Source organism: Mycetocola sp. Y791, from assembly GCF_059445325.1.
In genome coordinates, this window is record NZ_JCAIUC010000004.1 from 156609 (window position 1) to 173478 (window position 16870).

12 protein-coding genes are annotated in these 16870 nt (G+C 65.7%); 10 read left to right on the plus strand and 2 right to left on the minus strand.

Annotated elements, in window-relative coordinates:
• The first annotated feature begins 48 nt into the window (after window positions 1-48).
• Both AC1C2N_RS13815 and panD read left to right on the plus strand, forming a co-directional pair.
• Window positions 49-2436: an ATP-dependent helicase gene (locus AC1C2N_RS13815; protein WP_495434297.1), complete on the plus strand. Its 2388-nt coding sequence runs from the start codon at window positions 49-51 to the stop codon at window positions 2434-2436.
• Window positions 2437-2441: 5 nt separating this feature from the next.
• Complete coding sequence (gene panD / locus AC1C2N_RS13820) at window positions 2442-2858, plus strand: aspartate 1-decarboxylase (RefSeq protein WP_483404834.1); 417 nt, start codon at window positions 2442-2444, stop codon at window positions 2856-2858.
• Window positions 2859-3160: 302 nt separating this feature from the next.
• On the opposite strand, the gene AC1C2N_RS13825 is transcribed toward panD, so the two are convergent.
• Window positions 3161-4732 (minus strand): hypothetical protein, encoded by a 1572-nt coding sequence (locus AC1C2N_RS13825; RefSeq protein WP_495434298.1) that lies wholly within the window; start codon window positions 4730-4732, stop codon window positions 3161-3163.
• 146 nt (window positions 4733-4878) lie between these two features.
• The gene (locus tag AC1C2N_RS13830; protein WP_495434299.1) at window positions 4879-5655 is read right to left on the minus strand and encodes an oxygenase MpaB family protein; all 777 of its coding nucleotides are present in this window, start codon (window positions 5653-5655) and stop codon (window positions 4879-4881) included.
• Window positions 5656-5818: 163 nt separating this feature from the next.
• On the opposite strand from AC1C2N_RS13830, the gene sucC reads away from it, so the two are divergent.
• The 8 genes from sucC to AC1C2N_RS13870 all read left to right on the plus strand — a co-directional run bounded on the left by sucC (window position 5819) and on the right by AC1C2N_RS13870 (window position 16837).
• Window positions 5819-6982, plus strand: coding sequence for an ADP-forming succinate--CoA ligase subunit beta (sucC, locus tag AC1C2N_RS13835; protein ID WP_495434300.1), 1164 nt, complete (start codon window positions 5819-5821; stop codon window positions 6980-6982).
• A 16-nt stretch (window positions 6983-6998) separates the two neighbouring features.
• A complete protein-coding gene (gene sucD / locus AC1C2N_RS13840) occupies window positions 6999-7886 on the plus strand; it encodes a succinate--CoA ligase subunit alpha (protein ID WP_483404830.1) in 888 nt (295 codons plus the stop codon).
• A gap of 106 nt (window positions 7887-7992) precedes the next feature.
• Complete coding sequence (locus tag AC1C2N_RS13845) at window positions 7993-9255, plus strand: cell division protein PerM (RefSeq protein WP_495434301.1); 1263 nt, start codon at window positions 7993-7995, stop codon at window positions 9253-9255.
• A 40-nt stretch (window positions 9256-9295) separates the two neighbouring features.
• Window positions 9296-9877 (plus strand): phosphoribosylglycinamide formyltransferase, encoded by a 582-nt coding sequence (gene purN, locus AC1C2N_RS13850; RefSeq protein ID WP_483404828.1) that lies wholly within the window; start codon window positions 9296-9298, stop codon window positions 9875-9877.
• Between the two features lie 50 nt (window positions 9878-9927).
• Window positions 9928-11520, plus strand: coding sequence for a bifunctional phosphoribosylaminoimidazolecarboxamide formyltransferase/IMP cyclohydrolase (purH, locus tag AC1C2N_RS13855; protein ID WP_495434302.1), 1593 nt, complete (start codon window positions 9928-9930; stop codon window positions 11518-11520).
• A 57-nt stretch (window positions 11521-11577) separates the two neighbouring features.
• Window positions 11578-12789, plus strand: coding sequence for a dimethylargininase (gene ddaH, locus AC1C2N_RS13860; RefSeq protein WP_495434303.1), 1212 nt, complete (start codon window positions 11578-11580; stop codon window positions 12787-12789).
• A gap of 344 nt (window positions 12790-13133) precedes the next feature.
• Entirely contained in the window at window positions 13134-15023 is a 1890-nt protein-coding gene (locus AC1C2N_RS13865) for an ABC transporter ATP-binding protein (protein WP_495434304.1), read from the plus strand.
• Complete coding sequence (locus AC1C2N_RS13870; RefSeq protein ID WP_495434305.1) at window positions 15020-16837, plus strand: ABC transporter ATP-binding protein; 1818 nt, start codon at window positions 15020-15022, stop codon at window positions 16835-16837. The genes AC1C2N_RS13865 and AC1C2N_RS13870 overlap by 4 nt, the downstream gene beginning before the upstream one ends.
• Window positions 16838-16870: the final 33 nt, after the last annotated feature.

The following is a 16870-nucleotide window of genomic DNA, read 5'->3' on the forward strand; positions in this document are numbered from 1 at the left end:
GAGAACTGGAGCCGGTTGTCAGACGCCCGGCCTAAGCTTGACAGTGATATGGCGAGCACCCCGGAACCCAACCAGCAGTCTGCGACTCCCGTGATAGTCGACGGCTGGCACACCGCCAGCATCCCGTCGAGTGATCCGAGTGGGCAGAGCGGTGAAAGTCGGCTGCTCGAGGGTCTCAACCCGCAGCAGCGTGAGGCGGTCCTGTACCGCGGGCAGGCGCTGCTCATCGTTGCCGGTGCCGGATCCGGCAAGACCAGCGTTCTCACCCGGCGCATCGCGAGCCTGCTCGAGAATCGTGAGGCCTGGCCGAGCCAGATCCTCGCGATCACCTTTACGAACAAGGCCGCCGCCGAAATGCGCGAGAGGGTCGGCGCCCTGGTCGGCCAGGTCGCCGAGGGCATGTGGATCTCGACCTTCCACTCCGCGTGCGTCCGTATCCTCCGCCGCGAGGCCGAGAACTTCGGCTTCACCAGAAACTTCACCATCTACGACTCGTCCGACTCCCGGGTGCTCATCAAGCGCATCATCAAGGAGCAGGGTGCAGACGTGCTCGGCTTCACGCCCGCCAACGTCTCCGCGAAGATCTCGAAGCTCAAGAACGAACTCGCCGACGTCGACAGCTACGCGCGAAACGCCAACATGGACGACCCCAACGAGGCAGCGTTCGTCCAGATCTTCCGTGCATACACCCGGGCGCTCACCGCGGCGAATGCATTCGACTTCGATGACCTCATCGGCCAGACCGTGTACCTGTTCCGGGCGTTCCCCCATGTCGCCGCGACCTACCAGAACCGGTTCAAGCACGTGCTCGTCGACGAGTACCAGGACACCAACCACGCGCAGTACTCGCTCATCCGCGAGCTGACGCGCCCGCCGGCACTCGACGACAACGCGCTCATCACCACGTCGCCAGGGGCATCGCTCACCGTCGTCGGTGACTCTGACCAGTCGATCTATGCGTTCCGCGGCGCAGACATCCGGAACATCGTCGAATTCGAGCGTGACTTCCCGGGTGCGAAGGTCATCCTGCTCGAGCAGAACTACCGGTCGACACAGAACATTCTCACCGCGGCGAACTCGGTCATCGCCAACAACTTCGACCGCAAAGACAAGAAGCTGTGGACCGCGGTCGGTGACGGCGAGAAGATCGTGGGTTACACGGGCTACTCGGGTCACGATGAGGCGCAGTTCGTCGCCGACGAGATCGAGAAGCTGCACCGCGAGGGGATGCCGTACAGCTCGATCGCCGTGTTCTACCGCACCAACGCGCAGACCCGTGCACTCGAAGAAATCTTCATCCGGTCGGCGCTGCCGTACCGCATCATGGGTGGCACCAAGTTCTACGAGCGGGCGGAAATCAAGGATGCCATGGGCTACCTCGTTTCGGTCGCGAACCCTCAGGACACCCTCGCGCTCCGCCGCATCCTCAACACCCCGAAGCGGGGGATCGGTCCCGCTACCGAGACTCAGCTGTTCCGGTTCGCCGAAGACAACGGGCTGACGTTCCGTGAGGCGATGCGTGAGGCAGCGGCTCTCGGGCTCGGACCGAAGGTGACGAACGCGATCCTGTCGCTCTCGGCACTGCTCGACGAGGGGGCCGCGCTCGTTGCCGAGGGCAAGGTCGCCGATGTGCTCTCGACGCTCGTGACCAAGAGCGGGCTGATCGAGTCTCTGCGCAGAAGCCACGACCCGCAAGACGAAGCGCGCGCAGAGAACATCGAAGAACTCATTGCCGTCGCCAGGGAGTTCGAGCGCAACAACCCCGATGGAGAACTCGTCGACTTCCTCACCGAGGTTTCGCTCGTCGCAGCTGCCGATGACCTCGACGACTCGAGCGGTACCGTCTCGCTCATGACTCTCCACACGGCGAAGGGGCTCGAGTACGACGCCGTCTTCCTCACCGGCATCGAGGAAGACCTGCTGCCGCACCGGATGAGCGCGTCGGAGCCCGGCGGTCCCGCCGAGGAACGCCGCTTGTTCTATGTGGGAATCACCCGGGCGAAGAAACGGTTGTTCCTCTCGCTGGCCATGACCCGTGCCCAGTACGGTGAGACCGCCGTCGCCATGCCAAGCCGTTACCTCCAGGAGATCCCCGGTGAGCTCATCGAGTGGCGCCAGTCGCCCGGAATGGCGAACTCGCGGGGTGGAACGCAGCCCCGTGCGCTCAACGCCAACCGGACCAAGTGGAACGGCACAGACCTCGCGACCAAGCCGCTCACCGAGAAGCGTGACTGGCCCAACCGCATCACAAACCAGGTTCGTGACAACGGCTCGCTGGAACTCGCCGCCGGTGACCGCATCCGTCACAGTGATTTCGGCGAGGGTCGGGTCCAGACCGTCACCGGCGAAGGCGCCAAGCGAATCGCACACGTCCAGTTCGAATCTGCGGGCTTCAAGAAGCTCCTGATCAAAATCGCACCGATTGAGAAGTTGTAATACCCATGCTGCGCACCATGTTCACCGCGAAGATTCACCGCGCGACAGTCACCCAGGCCGACCTGCACTACGTCGGCTCGGTGACCGTCGACCTCGACCTGCTCGACGCCGCAGACATCCTGCCGGGTGAGCTCGTCTCGATCGTCGACGTGACGAACGGCGCCCGGTTGGAGACATACACGATTGCCGGTGAGCGCGGCAGCGGCGTGATCGGTATCAACGGCGCGGCCGCACGCCTCGTCTTCCCGGGAGACACCGTCATCCTCATCGCCTATGGGCAGATGACGACCGAAGAGGCGCGACAGTTTGTGCCGAACGTTGTGCACGTCGACTCCGCGAATCGTATTGTCGCGATTGGCAGCGACCCGGCGGAGGCGATCGTCGGCGACGTCGAGACCCCGCCGCACGCACTGCTTCGCTGAGCCGCGCGCCCTCGCGGCGTGACCCGCGTTGGTTTGCCACAGAACGCGGTTCCGGTCCATCGGGAAACGCATTCTGCGACGGATGAGCGTGCGTGGCGGGGCAGCGATTCGGGTCGTCCGTCGCGTGTGTCAGGTGTGGCGTGCTTGTGTCGACATCTGTGACGGATGAGCGTGCGCTGCGGGGCAGCGATGCGGGTCGTCCGTCGCGTGTGTCGGGTGTGGCGTGCTTGTGTCGACATCTGTGACGGATGAGCGTGCGCGGCGGGGCAGCGATACGGGTCTTCCGTCGCGCGTGGCGCGGGTTAGCCGCGCTCTGCGAGAGACGAGTACCGCGGCCTCAGGCACGCAGCTCCCGTTGCAACGAGCGCGAGGGCGATGACGGCGGCGTGCAGGCGCGAGAGGTCGCCACTTCCTGTCTCGGGCAGCGTCGGTGCTTCCGGCGCCGGTGCTACGGGGGCAACGTGGGGCTGGTCGGCGGGCGGAGGGGGAGCCGGAGGCGCATTCACCGTGGTGATTTCTGTTGCGACGCCGAAGGGTGACGTCCACGGCAGGATTCGTTCGCCACCCTCGGTCGGTGTGGTATCCGATGGAGAAATGCTCTCAACCCAGACGTAGTGCCCTGGCCCGGCCAGCGTGCACGAGGGGGTGACGTACTCGCCCGGCCCCGTCGTAACGACGAGGGTCACCTCGCACGCAACCGGGGCATCGGCCGGGGGATGCTCAGCCGGCACGACCTGGTCGGCGAACGGCCCCAGCAGCCTGCTCCGAACGGTCACCGGCACCGGCACGAATGGCCCGCCAGACGGCCCCGCCACCGGCCACTCGGCGAGTGTCGACGCCGTCCGCTCGACCGCGATGAGCACGGTGTCGGAAATCTCGGCGCCCTCATCCGCGACGGCCGCGCTCGTCCGGGTGGATACCACCGGCTGGAACGGCAGGTCGGACGGCAGGGGAGTGGTCGCGCTGGCCGTGGCGCTCGCCGAGGCGGAGCCAGCCGTAAGCAGATTCTGCGCCGCACCGGAGGACACCGCCATCGTGAGCGCGTTCCCGTAGGGGAGCCCGTCGAAGTGGACCGAGGCTGCCACATCGGCAACCGCGGCGGAGGCAGGCACCCGCACCCGAACCGGAACACCGTTGCGCACAGGGGAACTCGTTGATCCGTCGTCGAAGGTCGCCCCGCTGAGCGTGAGAGTTCCCTCGTGGGCGCCAGCGGGCACGGCAACGGGACCGGCTGCGATGCTGTCGGCGGTGAGCGCCGCCGACACCTGTGAACCATCGCCGTCACGGCTGAACTCAAGGACCGCACCGACCGAGCGGGAGGCCGAGCGCTGTGTCTCGTCGAGCATGCGGCGGGCGAGCTCGAGGACGGCTGCCGCGTTCGCACCGGCGTTCGCGGCAAGTTCCTCCTGGCTATGGCGACCCAGCCCGGTGATCGTCCAGGTCGCGATCTGCCCGGCAGCAGCGGTTGTCGGGTCCTGTGTCCCCGCCCAGGTCCGGGAGATGTAGGCCAGCCGTGCGGCGTCGTCGGGGCTGTACCACCCGAGCGCAGCTCCGTCGGCGTAGGAGAACTCAGCCCCGTTCGGAGTCGGGCGTTCGGTGTTGACGCAAAAGGCGAGGGTTCCGTCGGCGAGGCGCCACGACCCGAGCCAGAATCCACCGTTCTGGGCCGAGTAGTAGCCGAAAGCCCGACCGGTGACCGGTATGGCGGATGCCGGGGGTGCGGAGAAGAACAGCGGAGCAAGCACGGCGGCGACGACGGTGAGGATCAGCACCATGATGCTGGGGCGACGGCGACGGCGACGGCGGCCCGGTGCCGGGGCGGCCTGGGCGGGAAGCGCCGCGGCCCGTGTACGAAAGAGGGATGTCGGGGTCATACCCAGAAGTGTGTTGACGCCGGGCGTCCCCGTGAACCGGACGACGACAGCTGTGGGCAGCGCCGCCCATCCGATTCACTGGGGAGGAACGGTTGTGCCCACTGCAGGACCCAGAACCGTCGGTCTGGCCATCGAGCGAGGCGCGCCTACCGCGTCGACGCGCGCAGTCTCCGCAGGTAGAAGGAGCACACGGAGAAACGGATGCCGCGCGGCAGCCTCGGCCAGACCATACGCGTCACGCGAATGACGCGGTCGAACCGCCGCTGCTGCTTCGGCGACCACCGGAATCCGTAGTCCGCGCGAAGTCTCTCGTCGAGCAACCCGGCCGTCATCAACCGCGCGAGTGGCATCGCGGCGCGGAGGGGGAGTGGCAGGGACCTCGCCGAGAGCAGCTCCCTGCTGACGGCCCGAGCTTCGGGGCTGACCTCGAGTTTCGCGGTCTCCTCGGCGAAGTAGCGGTCAAAGTCGGCCCGGGTCGGCGGCCACAGCTCCGGCGACATCTGAAGCGCGGTGCCGAGCACCGCGTACTCGCGGTAGATCCGCTCGGCGGACTCGGCGTCGAGCGGCCCGTAAACCAGTTCTCGAACGGTGATCGCAGTGTCATAGAGCGTCGCGGCGACCCAGAGCTGAAGGGCAGGGTCGAACGCCGAGTAGCCGGGTGATTCCGGTGTTGGCCCGGCCGAGACCGGCCCGTGCGCCGCATTGACTCGCCTGGTCACTGCGCGCTTGTCGGCATCGGTTCCGTACACCTGGGCATAGGCGAAGGTCAACGTTGCGTGCAGCCGGTCGAGCGGGCGCGACGCGAAGTCGCTGTGGGACGCAACTCCGAGGCCGACACCGGGGTTGGCGATCTGGAGCAGGATCGCGCGACCGCCGCCCGCCACGAGCACCGCGTCCCCGCCGATGTCGTCAAGAGTCGTCACGCGCCAACCGTAGCCCACGCTCGCCGCCGATAACGGTGAGCCGGTACGCTCCAATGAGACGAAGTAGAGTGGTAACGGCATTTCTCTCGGCGTCGAGATACCTGACGCGGGACGGCCAACAACTGCGCACATCAGCAACGCATTAAGCAGAACGGAAATCCACGTGGATCTTTACGAATACCAGGCACGAGACCTGTTCGAAAAATACGACGTCCCGGTCCTGCCGGGGATCGTCGCTGAGACGCCAGAGGAGGTACGCGCTGCGGCCGAGAAGCTGGGCGGTGTCGTCGTGGTCAAGGCTCAGGTCAAGGTGGGCGGGCGAGGAAAGGCCGGCGGCGTCAAGGTCGCCAAGACCCCTGACGAGGCATTCGAAGCGGCTCAGTCCATCCTCGGTCTCGACATCAAGGGCCACGTCGTCAAGCGCGTCATGGTCGCCGCAGGTGCCCGTATCGCCCAGGAGTTCTACTTCTCGGTGCTGCTCGACCGCGCCAACCGCTCCTACCTGTCGCTCACGAGCGTCGAGGGTGGAATGGAGATTGAGATTCTCGCCGTCGAGAAGCCCGAAGCCCTCGCGCGCATCGAGGTCGACCCGCTCGACGGAATCGACGCCGCCAAGGCCCGCGAGATCGCGGTAGCCGCGAACTTCCCCGCAGAGCTCGTCGACAAGGTCGCCGACGTCTTCGTCAAGCTGTACGACGTCTACAAGGGTGAGGATGCCACGCTCGTCGAGGTCAACCCGCTCGTGCTCACCGAGGAAGGCGACATCGTCGCCCTCGACGGCAAGGTCACGCTCGACGAGAACGCCGGTTTCCGTCACCCGTCGCACGAGGCGCTCGAAGACAAGGATGCCGCTGATCCGCTCGAAGCGAAGGCCAAGGCCAGCGACCTCAACTACGTCAAGCTCGACGGTGAAGTCGGTGTCATCGGAAACGGTGCCGGGCTCGTCATGTCCACACTTGACGTCGTCGCGTACGCCGGTGAGAACCACGGCGGCGTGAAGCCGGCCAACTTCCTCGACATCGGAGGCGGAGCATCCGCCGAGGTTATGGCAGCAGGCCTCGACGTCATCCTCGGTGACCCGCAGGTCAAGAGCGTCTTCGTCAACGTCTTTGGTGGCATCACCGCGTGTGACGCTGTCGCGAAGGGTATCGTCGGCGCTCTCGCCGAACTGGGCTCCGCCGCGAACAAGCCCCTCGTCGTTCGCCTCGACGGCAACAACGTCGAGGAAGGCCGCCGCATCCTCAACGAGGCCAACCACCCGCTGGTCACCCTCGCCGCAACCATGGACGAAGGCGCCGACAAGGCCGCCGAGCTGGCTTCGAAGTAAAAGGACGAACGAAACAATGTCAATTTTCCTCAATAAGGATTCCAAGGTCATCGTCCAGGGCATCACCGGCGGCGAAGGCACCAAGCACACCGCACTGATGCTCAAGGCAGGCACCAACGTCGTCGGCGGCGTCAACGCCCGCAAGGCCGGCACCACCGTCGTTCACGGTGACGTCGAACTGCCCGTCTTCGCCACCGTCGCTGAGGCAATGGAGAAGACCGGCGCTGACGTGTCGATCGCCTTCGTGCCGCCGGCGTTCACCAAGGACGCCGTCATCGAAGCCATCGACGCTGAGATCCCGCTGCTCGTCATCATCACGGAGGGTGTCCCCGTCGGTGACTCCGCCGAGTTCTGGGCGTACGCGCAGAAGAAGGGCAACACGACCAGGATCATCGGCCCGAACTGCCCGGGCATCATCACGCCGGGAGAAGCTCTCGTCGGAATCACGCCGGCGAACATCACCGGCAAGGGACCGATCGGCCTCGTCTCGAAGTCGGGCACGCTGACCTACCAGATGATGTACGAGCTGCGCGAGATTGGCTTCTCGACCGCCATCGGCATCGGTGGAGACCCGATCATCGGCACCACCCACATCGACGCACTCGCGGCGTTTGAGGCCGACCCGGAGACCAAGGCCATCGTCATGATCGGTGAGATCGGCGGAGACGCCGAAGAGCGCGCCGCTGACTACATCAAGGCGAACGTCACGAAGCCCGTCGTCGGATACGTTGCCGGGTTCACCGCTCCCGAGGGCAAGACCATGGGCCACGCTGGCGCCATCGTCTCCGGTTCGGCCGGAACCGCTGCCGCGAAGCAGGAGGCTCTCGAAGCCGCCGGCGTCAAGGTGGGCAAGACCCCGTCAGAGGCAGCACGCCTCATGCGCGAGATCATCGCCGGACTGTAAACCGAACAGAAGCACGAACCGAAGGGCGGCAGGAAACTGCCGCCCTTCGTCGTATCTGGCGTGGGAGGACGGCCCGCCGCCCGACGACGGCTAAACTCCAAGTCGAATGAACCGCACAACACTTGCCATGCTCGCCGCGCTCGAGGCGCTCATCACCGTCGCTATCGGAATTGGGGTCACCCTCGTCCCGCTGAGCGTGCTCTGGGCCACCGACTACGGATTCTCGGTCGACTGGCTGGTCTTCTGGCGAGCGTCGGTCGACATCTGGTTGCTCGGAAACGGGGTGGATCTCACCGTCACCCTCCCGAGCGCGCTCGTCGCAGCCATCGGCATCCCCGAGGCATCGGCACCGTTCGTGGTCAGTTTCGTTCCCCTCGCGGTCGCCCTGTTCACCGTGGTCATGGGTGCCCGTACGGGTTCACGCGCCGCGGCAAGCAGGCTCTGGCCGATCGCACTGGTCTCGGCCATCGTCACCTTCGTTGTGATCACGGGGCTGCTCGCCCTCACCGCCGTGGATTCCACGGTGAACCCGTCGCTTCTGCAGAGCTTCCTCGTACCCGGTGCCATCTACGCCCTCGGCCTGATCGTCGGCGCACGACGCGTGCTGTTCCGGGCGGATGCCATGGGCAACGGACGGGTGAAAACCTGGGTCACCGGCATTGTGGACAGGTTCGACGACACGGCGCCCGCGGTGCTCTCCGCAGCCCTCCGTGGTGGATTCGCCGCGGTACTCGGTGTCCTCGCCGTGTCTGGGCTCCTGCTCGCTGTCGCCATCCTCGGTAATTTCGGACTCATCACCAGCCTGTACCAGAGCGCCCAGCTCGGCGTCTCCGGCGGGATCATGGCGACGATCGCGCAGTTGGGCTTCCTGGGAAATATCGTCATCTGGGTCGCGTCCTGGCTGATCGGTCCAGGGTTTGCTCTCGGCGCCGGAAGCTCGATCTCACCGGTGAACACGCTGGTCGGCCCGATCCCGGCATTCCCCATCTTCGGTGCCGTTCCGAACGGCGATCTCCCGCTCGGCTTCCTCGGGCTCCTCGTTCCCTTCATCATTGGCTTCGTCGCGGCGGCTCTCGTTCGCCCGCAACTCGTCCGTGAACTCCGCGGCGGCCCGCTGGCCGCGAGGCTCGCCATTGCCGCCGTCGGGATCGGAGCGGTCGCCGGCCTGGGTCTCGGCCTGCTCGCCTGGTTCTCCGGGGGAGCGATCGGCCCAGGCAGGTTCGAGACCGTCGGCCCGAACCCGTGGCTGGTCGGCGTCTTCACCTTCGCGGAGGTCACGCTCGCTGCCCTCATCGGTATGGCGTCGGGCAAGACCGACTCAGGTCAGCTCGACGTTCCCTCCGGGCGAACAGGTGCCGCCTCGCGCTGATCGACTCCGCCGGGAAGCGACGCGACTGTAGGATTGCCCCGTGCTGAATATCGTCGTGCTGATCTCGGGTACGGGATCCAACCTCCGTGCGCTGCTCGAGGCGTCAGCCGACGCTGAGTTCCCCGCTCGTGTGGTCGCCGTCGGAGCAGACCGCGAGGCCGACGGACTCGCCCACGCCGAGGAATTCGGGATCCCGACGTTCACCGTTCCGTTCAGTTCCTTCGCCAGCCGCGAGGAATGGGGCGTCGCCCTCCTCGAGCAGATCCGGGTATGGAACCCTGACCTCGTCGTGCTGAGCGGGTTCATGCGACTTCTGCCGCGGACCGTGGTCGACGCGCTCGCACCCCACCTCATCAACACACATCCCGCCTATCTCCCCGAGTTTCCGGGGGCACACGGGGTGCGCGACGCCCTCGCCGCCGGAGTCGACGAGACAGGCGCATCCATCATCGTTGTCGACAACGGCGTCGACCAGGGCCCGGTCATCGTTCAGGAACGCGTTCCCGTCCTGCCGGGCGACACCGAGCAGGAACTCCACGAAAGAATCAAACCGGTCGAACGCCGCCTGCTCGTGCAGACGGTTCTCGACATCGCCAACGGTCTCGATCTCGCTTCCCTTTAGCGCGACCGGCCTCTCAACCCCGTTCACTCGGCATTCCCAAGGAGCACACAATGGCCGGCCCAACACACGACAAGAGCCTGTACCGCGACCGTGACGTCGTGCCCATCACACGCGCCCTGATCTCGGTGAGCGACAAGACCGGCCTCATCGACCTGGCCCGCGCGCTCGCGGAGGCCGGCGTCGAGATGGTGTCGACAGGATCGACAGCCCAGGCCATCAGGGACGCCGGCTACGAGGTGACCGACGTCGCGAGTGTCACCGGGTTCCCCGAGTCGCTCGACGGACGGGTGAAGACGCTTCACCCATCGGTGCACGCCGGTCTCCTCGCCGACCTCCGCCTCGAGTCGCACGAGCAGCAGCTCGGCGACCTCGGTGTCGAACCGTTCGAACTCGTCGTCGTGAATCTCTACCCGTTCGTTGAGACCGTTGCGAGCGGCGCCGTCGGCGACGATGTCGTCGAGCAGATCGACATCGGCGGCCCCGCGATGGTGCGAGCCGCGGCAAAGAACCACCCGAACGTCGCGATCGTTGTGTCGCCCGCCAGCTACGGCGAGATCATTGAGGCCGTCGCGCAGGGCGGTACGACCCTCGCCCAGCGTCGCGAACTCGCCGCGCGCGCCTTCTCGCACACCGCGGCGTATGACACCGCGGTCGCAGGCTGGTTCACAGACACGGCCGAGGGCTTCGGTGCATCACTGACGATCCAGGCCGAGCTGGCCCACGTCCTCCGCTACGGCGAGAATTCGCACCAGGAAGCGGCGCTGTACCTGCGCGCCGGCGGTCACGGCATCGCCCAGGCGACGCAGCTCGGCGGCAAGGAGATGAGCTACAACAACTTCGTTGACGCGGATGCCGCGGTGCGCGCCGCGTACGATTTCACTGCTCCCGCCGTGGCCATCATCAAGCACGCCAACCCGTGCGGAATCGCCGTGGCGTCTCCGAAAGCACCGGATGCCATCGCGTCTGCACACGCTCGTGCTCACGCGTGCGACCCGGTCTCAGCGTTCGGCGGTGTCATTGCGGCCAACCGGATGGTGACCCTCAAGATGGCGGAGACCATCAAGGAGATCTTCACCGAGGTCATCGTCGCGCCCGGGTTCGACGACGACGCACTCGACGTGCTTCGCACCAAGAAGAACCTCCGCATTCTCGAGTTGCCAGCGGACTTCGCGCCGGAACCTCTCGAGGCGAAGCAGGTCTCTGGCGGCATCCTCGTGCAGCAGGCAGACCGGTTCCCGACCGAGGGAAGCGTGACGGACACCTGGAGCCTCGCCGCCGGCGATCCCGCCGACGATGAGACCCTCGCTGATCTCGCGTTCGCGTGGACAGCGTGCCGTTCGGTGAAGTCGAACGCGATTCTCCTCGCGAAGAATGGTGCGTCTGTCGGTGTGGGGATGGGCCAGGTCAACCGTGTCGACTCGTGCCACCTCGCGGTCACGCGCGCCGGCGACAGGGCCGCTGGTTCGGTTGCGGCATCCGACGCCTTCTTCCCGTTCGCCGACGGACTCCAGGTGCTTCTCGACGCGGGCGTTCGTGCCGTCGTGCAGCCGGGCGGTTCGGTTCGGGACGAAGAGGTCATCCAGGCCGCGAGGGCCGCTGGGATCACGATGTACTTCACGGGGGAGCGCCACTTCTTCCACTAGAAGACCGGCCCTCCAGCTGGAACGTTGGCGCTCCGAGTCAGCCACTAGGCTCAAGCCATGACTGTTTCGTGGGGCCGCAGGCTCGTTTCGTCCTTCCTCGCCGCACTGACGACGGTTCTCGTGACCCACGCTGCCAGCGTGTTCGTGTTCTTCGTTTCGCAGCAGTACCAGTCGGCTGTGCTCACGCAGGTCAGCGACTATTACTTCCTCGGCAGTCTCTTCGCCTTCCTGCTCGTCTTTGTCTTCGCCATCGTCGGCGCCCTGAGGCAGTGGTGGACGGCACTTCTGGTCGGCCTGTTCGCCGGGCTCGTCGGTGCGCTGATCGGTACAGGCATCACGACACTCGCCGGTGGGTTCGGCCTCAACGGCGAGGTGATCGAGTACCTTTTCGGCACGCTGGTCAGCATCAACGGCGTCTACGTTGTGGTTGCCACGATCATCGCCCCGACCATCGGCCGGGCCGTCTACACGAGGGCCATCGAGTGGAAGGCGGCAGCGGCCAAGGCTGGCGCGCGGGTCGCACTGGTGAGGATGCCGGCGTCGAACCTCGCCAAGGGGACCGTCACCCACATCGATCGCACGCCCGTCGACACCGAACTCGCCGACACGCAGTGGGACGCATACACGAAGGCCCTGGAGAGCAACGGCTGGACTACCCGCGAGGTCACCTTCGCCGACAAGCTCGCCGACTCAGTCTTCGTAGAGGACACCCTGGTTGTTGTCGGCCCGGTGGCGATCGTGACACGATCCGGGGTCAGCAGCCGCCGTGACGAGGCGGAGGCCGCCGAGGAGACTGCTGAGTCGCTCGGTCTTCGGATCGAACGGATCATGAGCCCAGGCACCCTCGACGGCGGTGACGTGCTGATCGTCGGCAACAGGATCTACGTCGGTCGCGGTGGACGGACCAACGCGGAAGGGGTCCGCCAGTTGCGCGAGATCGCGACGCGCGAAGGCTACAACGTCACAGCGGTCCGCGTCACGAGGGCGCTCCACCTCAAGACCGCGATGACGGCACTCCCCGACGGGACCATCATCGGTCACCCCGACCTCGTCGATAACGCTGCGTTCTTCCCCCACTTCCTTGCGGCGCCGGAGAGAGCGGGCGCCAACGTGATCGCGCTGTCCGAGGACACAGTGATGATGTCAGCGTCAGCGCCGAAGACGGCGAAGCTTGTTGAGGACCTGGGTTACACGGTTGTCAGCGTCGACATCAGCGAGTTCGAGAAGCTCGAGGGTTCGGTGACCTGCCTCTCGGTGCGGGTCGGCTAAACCCGGCAAAAAACTTCTTGCGACGCTGAGCACCACGTTCTAGGCTGAAGGGCTGTACTGCGGCAAGGAGGACGTGATGATGTACCCGATGAAGACACTGGCTCAGAGCCCAGCGGCCTCGGGGGTGCGCCTTTCGCGAGTCCGCCCCTCCCGATCGCACCTCCTGGCCCGGATTTCGTATCCCGCGTCCTGACACCGCCGAGGAGCCTTCCGTCGCGGTCGACGGTTCCGTCGCAGCTGTCCCGCCAGGGAATCTGCCGTCTCACACCTTCGTTTCTCCGGGAACATAACGCTTTCCCTCTGCCCGCCCGTCGGGCTCTTTCATGGAAGAGAAGTCTCTCGCTATGGCTCGTCACACCGACGCCAGTACAACCCAGCCAGTATCGAACCACACCTCGACACTGAGTACATTCCGCTCACTCCTGCGGATCTACCCGTACGCGAAGTCCGCGCTGCCGCGGATCTACCTCGGCATGGGCGCTGCGCTCGGCGCCGGTCTCGTTGCCCTCGGCATCCCCCTGGTGCTCGAGGCTCTCGTCGACGGCCCGCTCGCGACGAAGGGCACGTCGCAGATCTGGTGGGCGGCTGCGGGTGTGCTCGGACTGGGCATCCTCGAGGCTGTCTTCATCGCCTTGCGGCGCTGGTTCGTGCTGACCCCCGGCACCCACGTCGAGGCCGCAATGCGCAATTCGCTGTATGCCCGGCTTCAGGACCTGCCGGTCGCCTTCCACGACCGCTGGCAGTCCGGACAGTTGCTCTCCCGCGCGATCAGCGACCTCAACCTCATCCGCCGCTGGCTGTCGTTCGGGCTCGTGCTGCTCGTGGTCAACATGGTCACGATCGTGATCGGGGCCGCCGTTCTCTTCTACTGGCACTGGCTTCTCGGCACGATCTTCCTCACCCTCGCGATCCCGGTATGGATCTACGGCTTCGTATTCGAGAAGAAGTACTCGATCATCGCGAGGAGGAGCCAGGACCAGGCCGGTGACCTCGCAACGGCCGTCGAGGAGTCCGTGCACGGCATCCGAGTGCTCAAGGCGTTTGGCAGGGGAAAGTACGCGCTGCGCAACTTCGAGTCGCAGGCGGAGAGCCTGCGGGGGACGGAGATCGAGAAAGCCAAGGCCATCGCTGGCATCTGGCTGTGGCTGCTTCTCTTGCCAGACATCGCATTTGCGCTGTGCCTGTTCACCGGGATCTGGCTGGCGTCGACCGGAGAAATCACCGTCGGCCAGGTGTTCGCGTTCTTCGCGACCGCGACGGTGCTGCGGTTCCCGATCGAATCGATCGGGTTCCTGCTGTCGATGACGTTCGACACCAGGACGGCAACCGACAGGTTCTTCGAGGTGCTCGATACCGCGAATACGATCACCGACCCGGAGAACCCGAAGACCATCCTTGCGCCGGAGGGACGCCTCGTGTTTGAGGATGTCCACTTCCGGTACCCGGATTCGCCCGCCGGTGTCCCCGACCTGATCGACGGCGTCGACCTCAGTCTCGAGCCGGGGGAGACCATGGCCCTCGTCGGCCTGACCGGCTCGGGAAAGTCGACACTGACGGCGTTGCCGGCACGCCTGTACGACGTGACCGGTGGGCGGGTGACGCTGGATGGAATCGACGTGAGGGACCTCAGGCGCGAGGAACTCCGCACCCACATCGCGATGGCCTTCGAAGATGCGACGCTGTTCTCGGCATCCGTTCGCGATAACGTTCTGCTCGGACGAGCTGACCTCGATCCGACAAGCCGTGAAGCGGATGCCGTCATGAACGAGGCTCTCGACATCGCGCAGGCCGGCTTTGTGCGCGACCTGCCCGACGGTGTTGACACGAAGGTCGGTGAAGAGGGACTCAGCCTCTCCGGCGGACAGCGACAGCGGCTGGCTCTCGCCAGGGCGGTCGCGGCGAACCCCGCGGTCCTCGTCCTCGATGACCCGCTCTCAGCGCTCGACGTGGACACCGAGGCCCTCGTGGAGGCGGCCCTCCGGCGCGTGCTCGCCTCGACGACGGCGCTTGTCGTCGCGCACCGGCCGTCGACGGTCATGCTGGCCGACCGGGTGGCCCTGCTCGAGAATGGCAGGATCACCGCCGTTGGACGACACAGCGAGCTGATCAGGACCAACGAGCACTACAAGTTCGTGATCTCGAGCCTCGAGGACGAAGAGAAACGCGAGGCCGCCGAACAGATCGACCGTGCCCTCGCAGAGGAAATTCGGGAACAGGAAGAGGTGAGCAAGTGAGCACCGCAACGGTGGACGGCGTCGAGGGTGAAGAACGCGACGACTTCACGAAGAAGGAGAGCGCGCAGATCCGGCGCAGGTCGCTGAGACTGCTCGGCTCGCTGCTTGCGCCGCTCAAGCTGCGCCTTGTCCTGACGATGCTCGTTGTAACCGTCTCGGTCGCGGCCCAGGTCGCCGGCCCCGCGCTCATCGCATTCGGCATTGACAGGGGCCTGCCGGCCGTTCTCGAGTCGAACGACTGGATGCCGGCGTTCGTCATTGTCGGGCTGTACCTGTTCACCGGTGTGATCGGCGCGATCCTGATGGCCTGGTACACCGTGCTGAGTGCGCGGGTCGGGCAGGCGATCCTCATCGACCTGCGCAAACGGGTGTTCCTCCAGACCCAGAAACTCAGCCTCGAGTTCCACGAGAGCTACACGTCCGGGCGCATCATCTCCAGGCAGACCAGTGACCTCGACGCGATTCGCGAACTCCTCGATTCGGGTATCAACCAGCTTGTCTCCGGCATCCTGTACATGCTCTTCACCGGAGTGGCGCTGTTCCTGCTCGACGGCATCAGCGGACTGGTTCTGCTTGGCTCGCTCGTGCCGCTCTACTTCCTCACCCGCTGGTTCCAGAAGCGGTCGCAGGCGCTGTTCCGCCAGTCGCGCGTGGCATCCGCGAAGGTCATCGTGCAGTTCGTCGAGACCATGACCGGCATCCGTGCTGTGAAGGCGTTTCGCAAGGAGAAGCGCAACGCCGAGCACTTCGGTGAACTCGTCGAGGACTACCGGAGCGTCAACGCGAGGGTCATCCAGCTGTTCGGCGTCTTCGACCCCGGTCTCGTCTTCATCGGAAACGTCACCGTCGCGATCGTGCTGCTCGTTGGCGGGTTCCGTGTCATCGACGGCTCGCTGGCGATCGGTGCCCTGCTCGCCGTTGTGCTGTACACGCGTCGTTTCTACGACCCGATGGAGGAGATGGCGATGTTCTACAACTCCTACCAGTCAGCCGCGGCCGCGCTCGAGAAGATTTCGGGTGTGCTCGAGGAGAAGCCGACGGTTCCTGACCCGGTGCATCCCGTCGACCTGTGGACGGCGCGCGGACACGTGCACTTCGACGGTGTGCGGTTCGCGTACAAGGACGACAACGTCGTGCTGCCCGACTTCACCCTCGATCTGCCCGCTGGCCAAACGATCGCGCTCGTCGGGTCAACCGGGGCGGGAAAGTCGACGCTCGCCAAGCTGATCTCGCGGTTCTACGATCCGACAGAGGGAACCGTGACCCTGGACGGCATCGATTTGCGGATGCTGCACCCCAAGGACCTGCGCCGGGCGATCGTCATGGTCACCCAGGAGGCGTACCTGTTCTCGGGTTCCGTCGCCGACAACATCGCGATCGGGAAGCCAGAGGCCAGCCGCGACGAGATCATGGCTGCCGCCCGCGCTGTCGGCGCTGACACCTTCATCGAGTCGCTTCCGAACGGGTACGACACCGACGTCAACAAGCGCGGCGGCCGGGTGTCGGCGGGCCAGCGCCAGTTGATTTCGTTCGCCAGGGCGTTCCTCGCCGACCCTGCGGTGCTCATCCTCGACGAGGCGACGGCATCCCTCGACATCCCGAGCGAGCGGCTCGTGCAGGAGGCGCTGCAGACCCTGCTCGCCGATCGCACGGCGGTGATCATCGCGCACCGGTTGTCGACGGTGGCGATCGCCGACCGGGTGCTCGTGATGGAGCACGGCAAAATCGTGGAGGACGGCAGTCCCTCTGAGCTGATCTCGGGCACCGGCAGGTTTGCCCAGTTGCACGCGGCGTGGCGGGACTCGCTGGTTTAACAGGACATCGCACGGCTGACAGGAAGAAAGCCC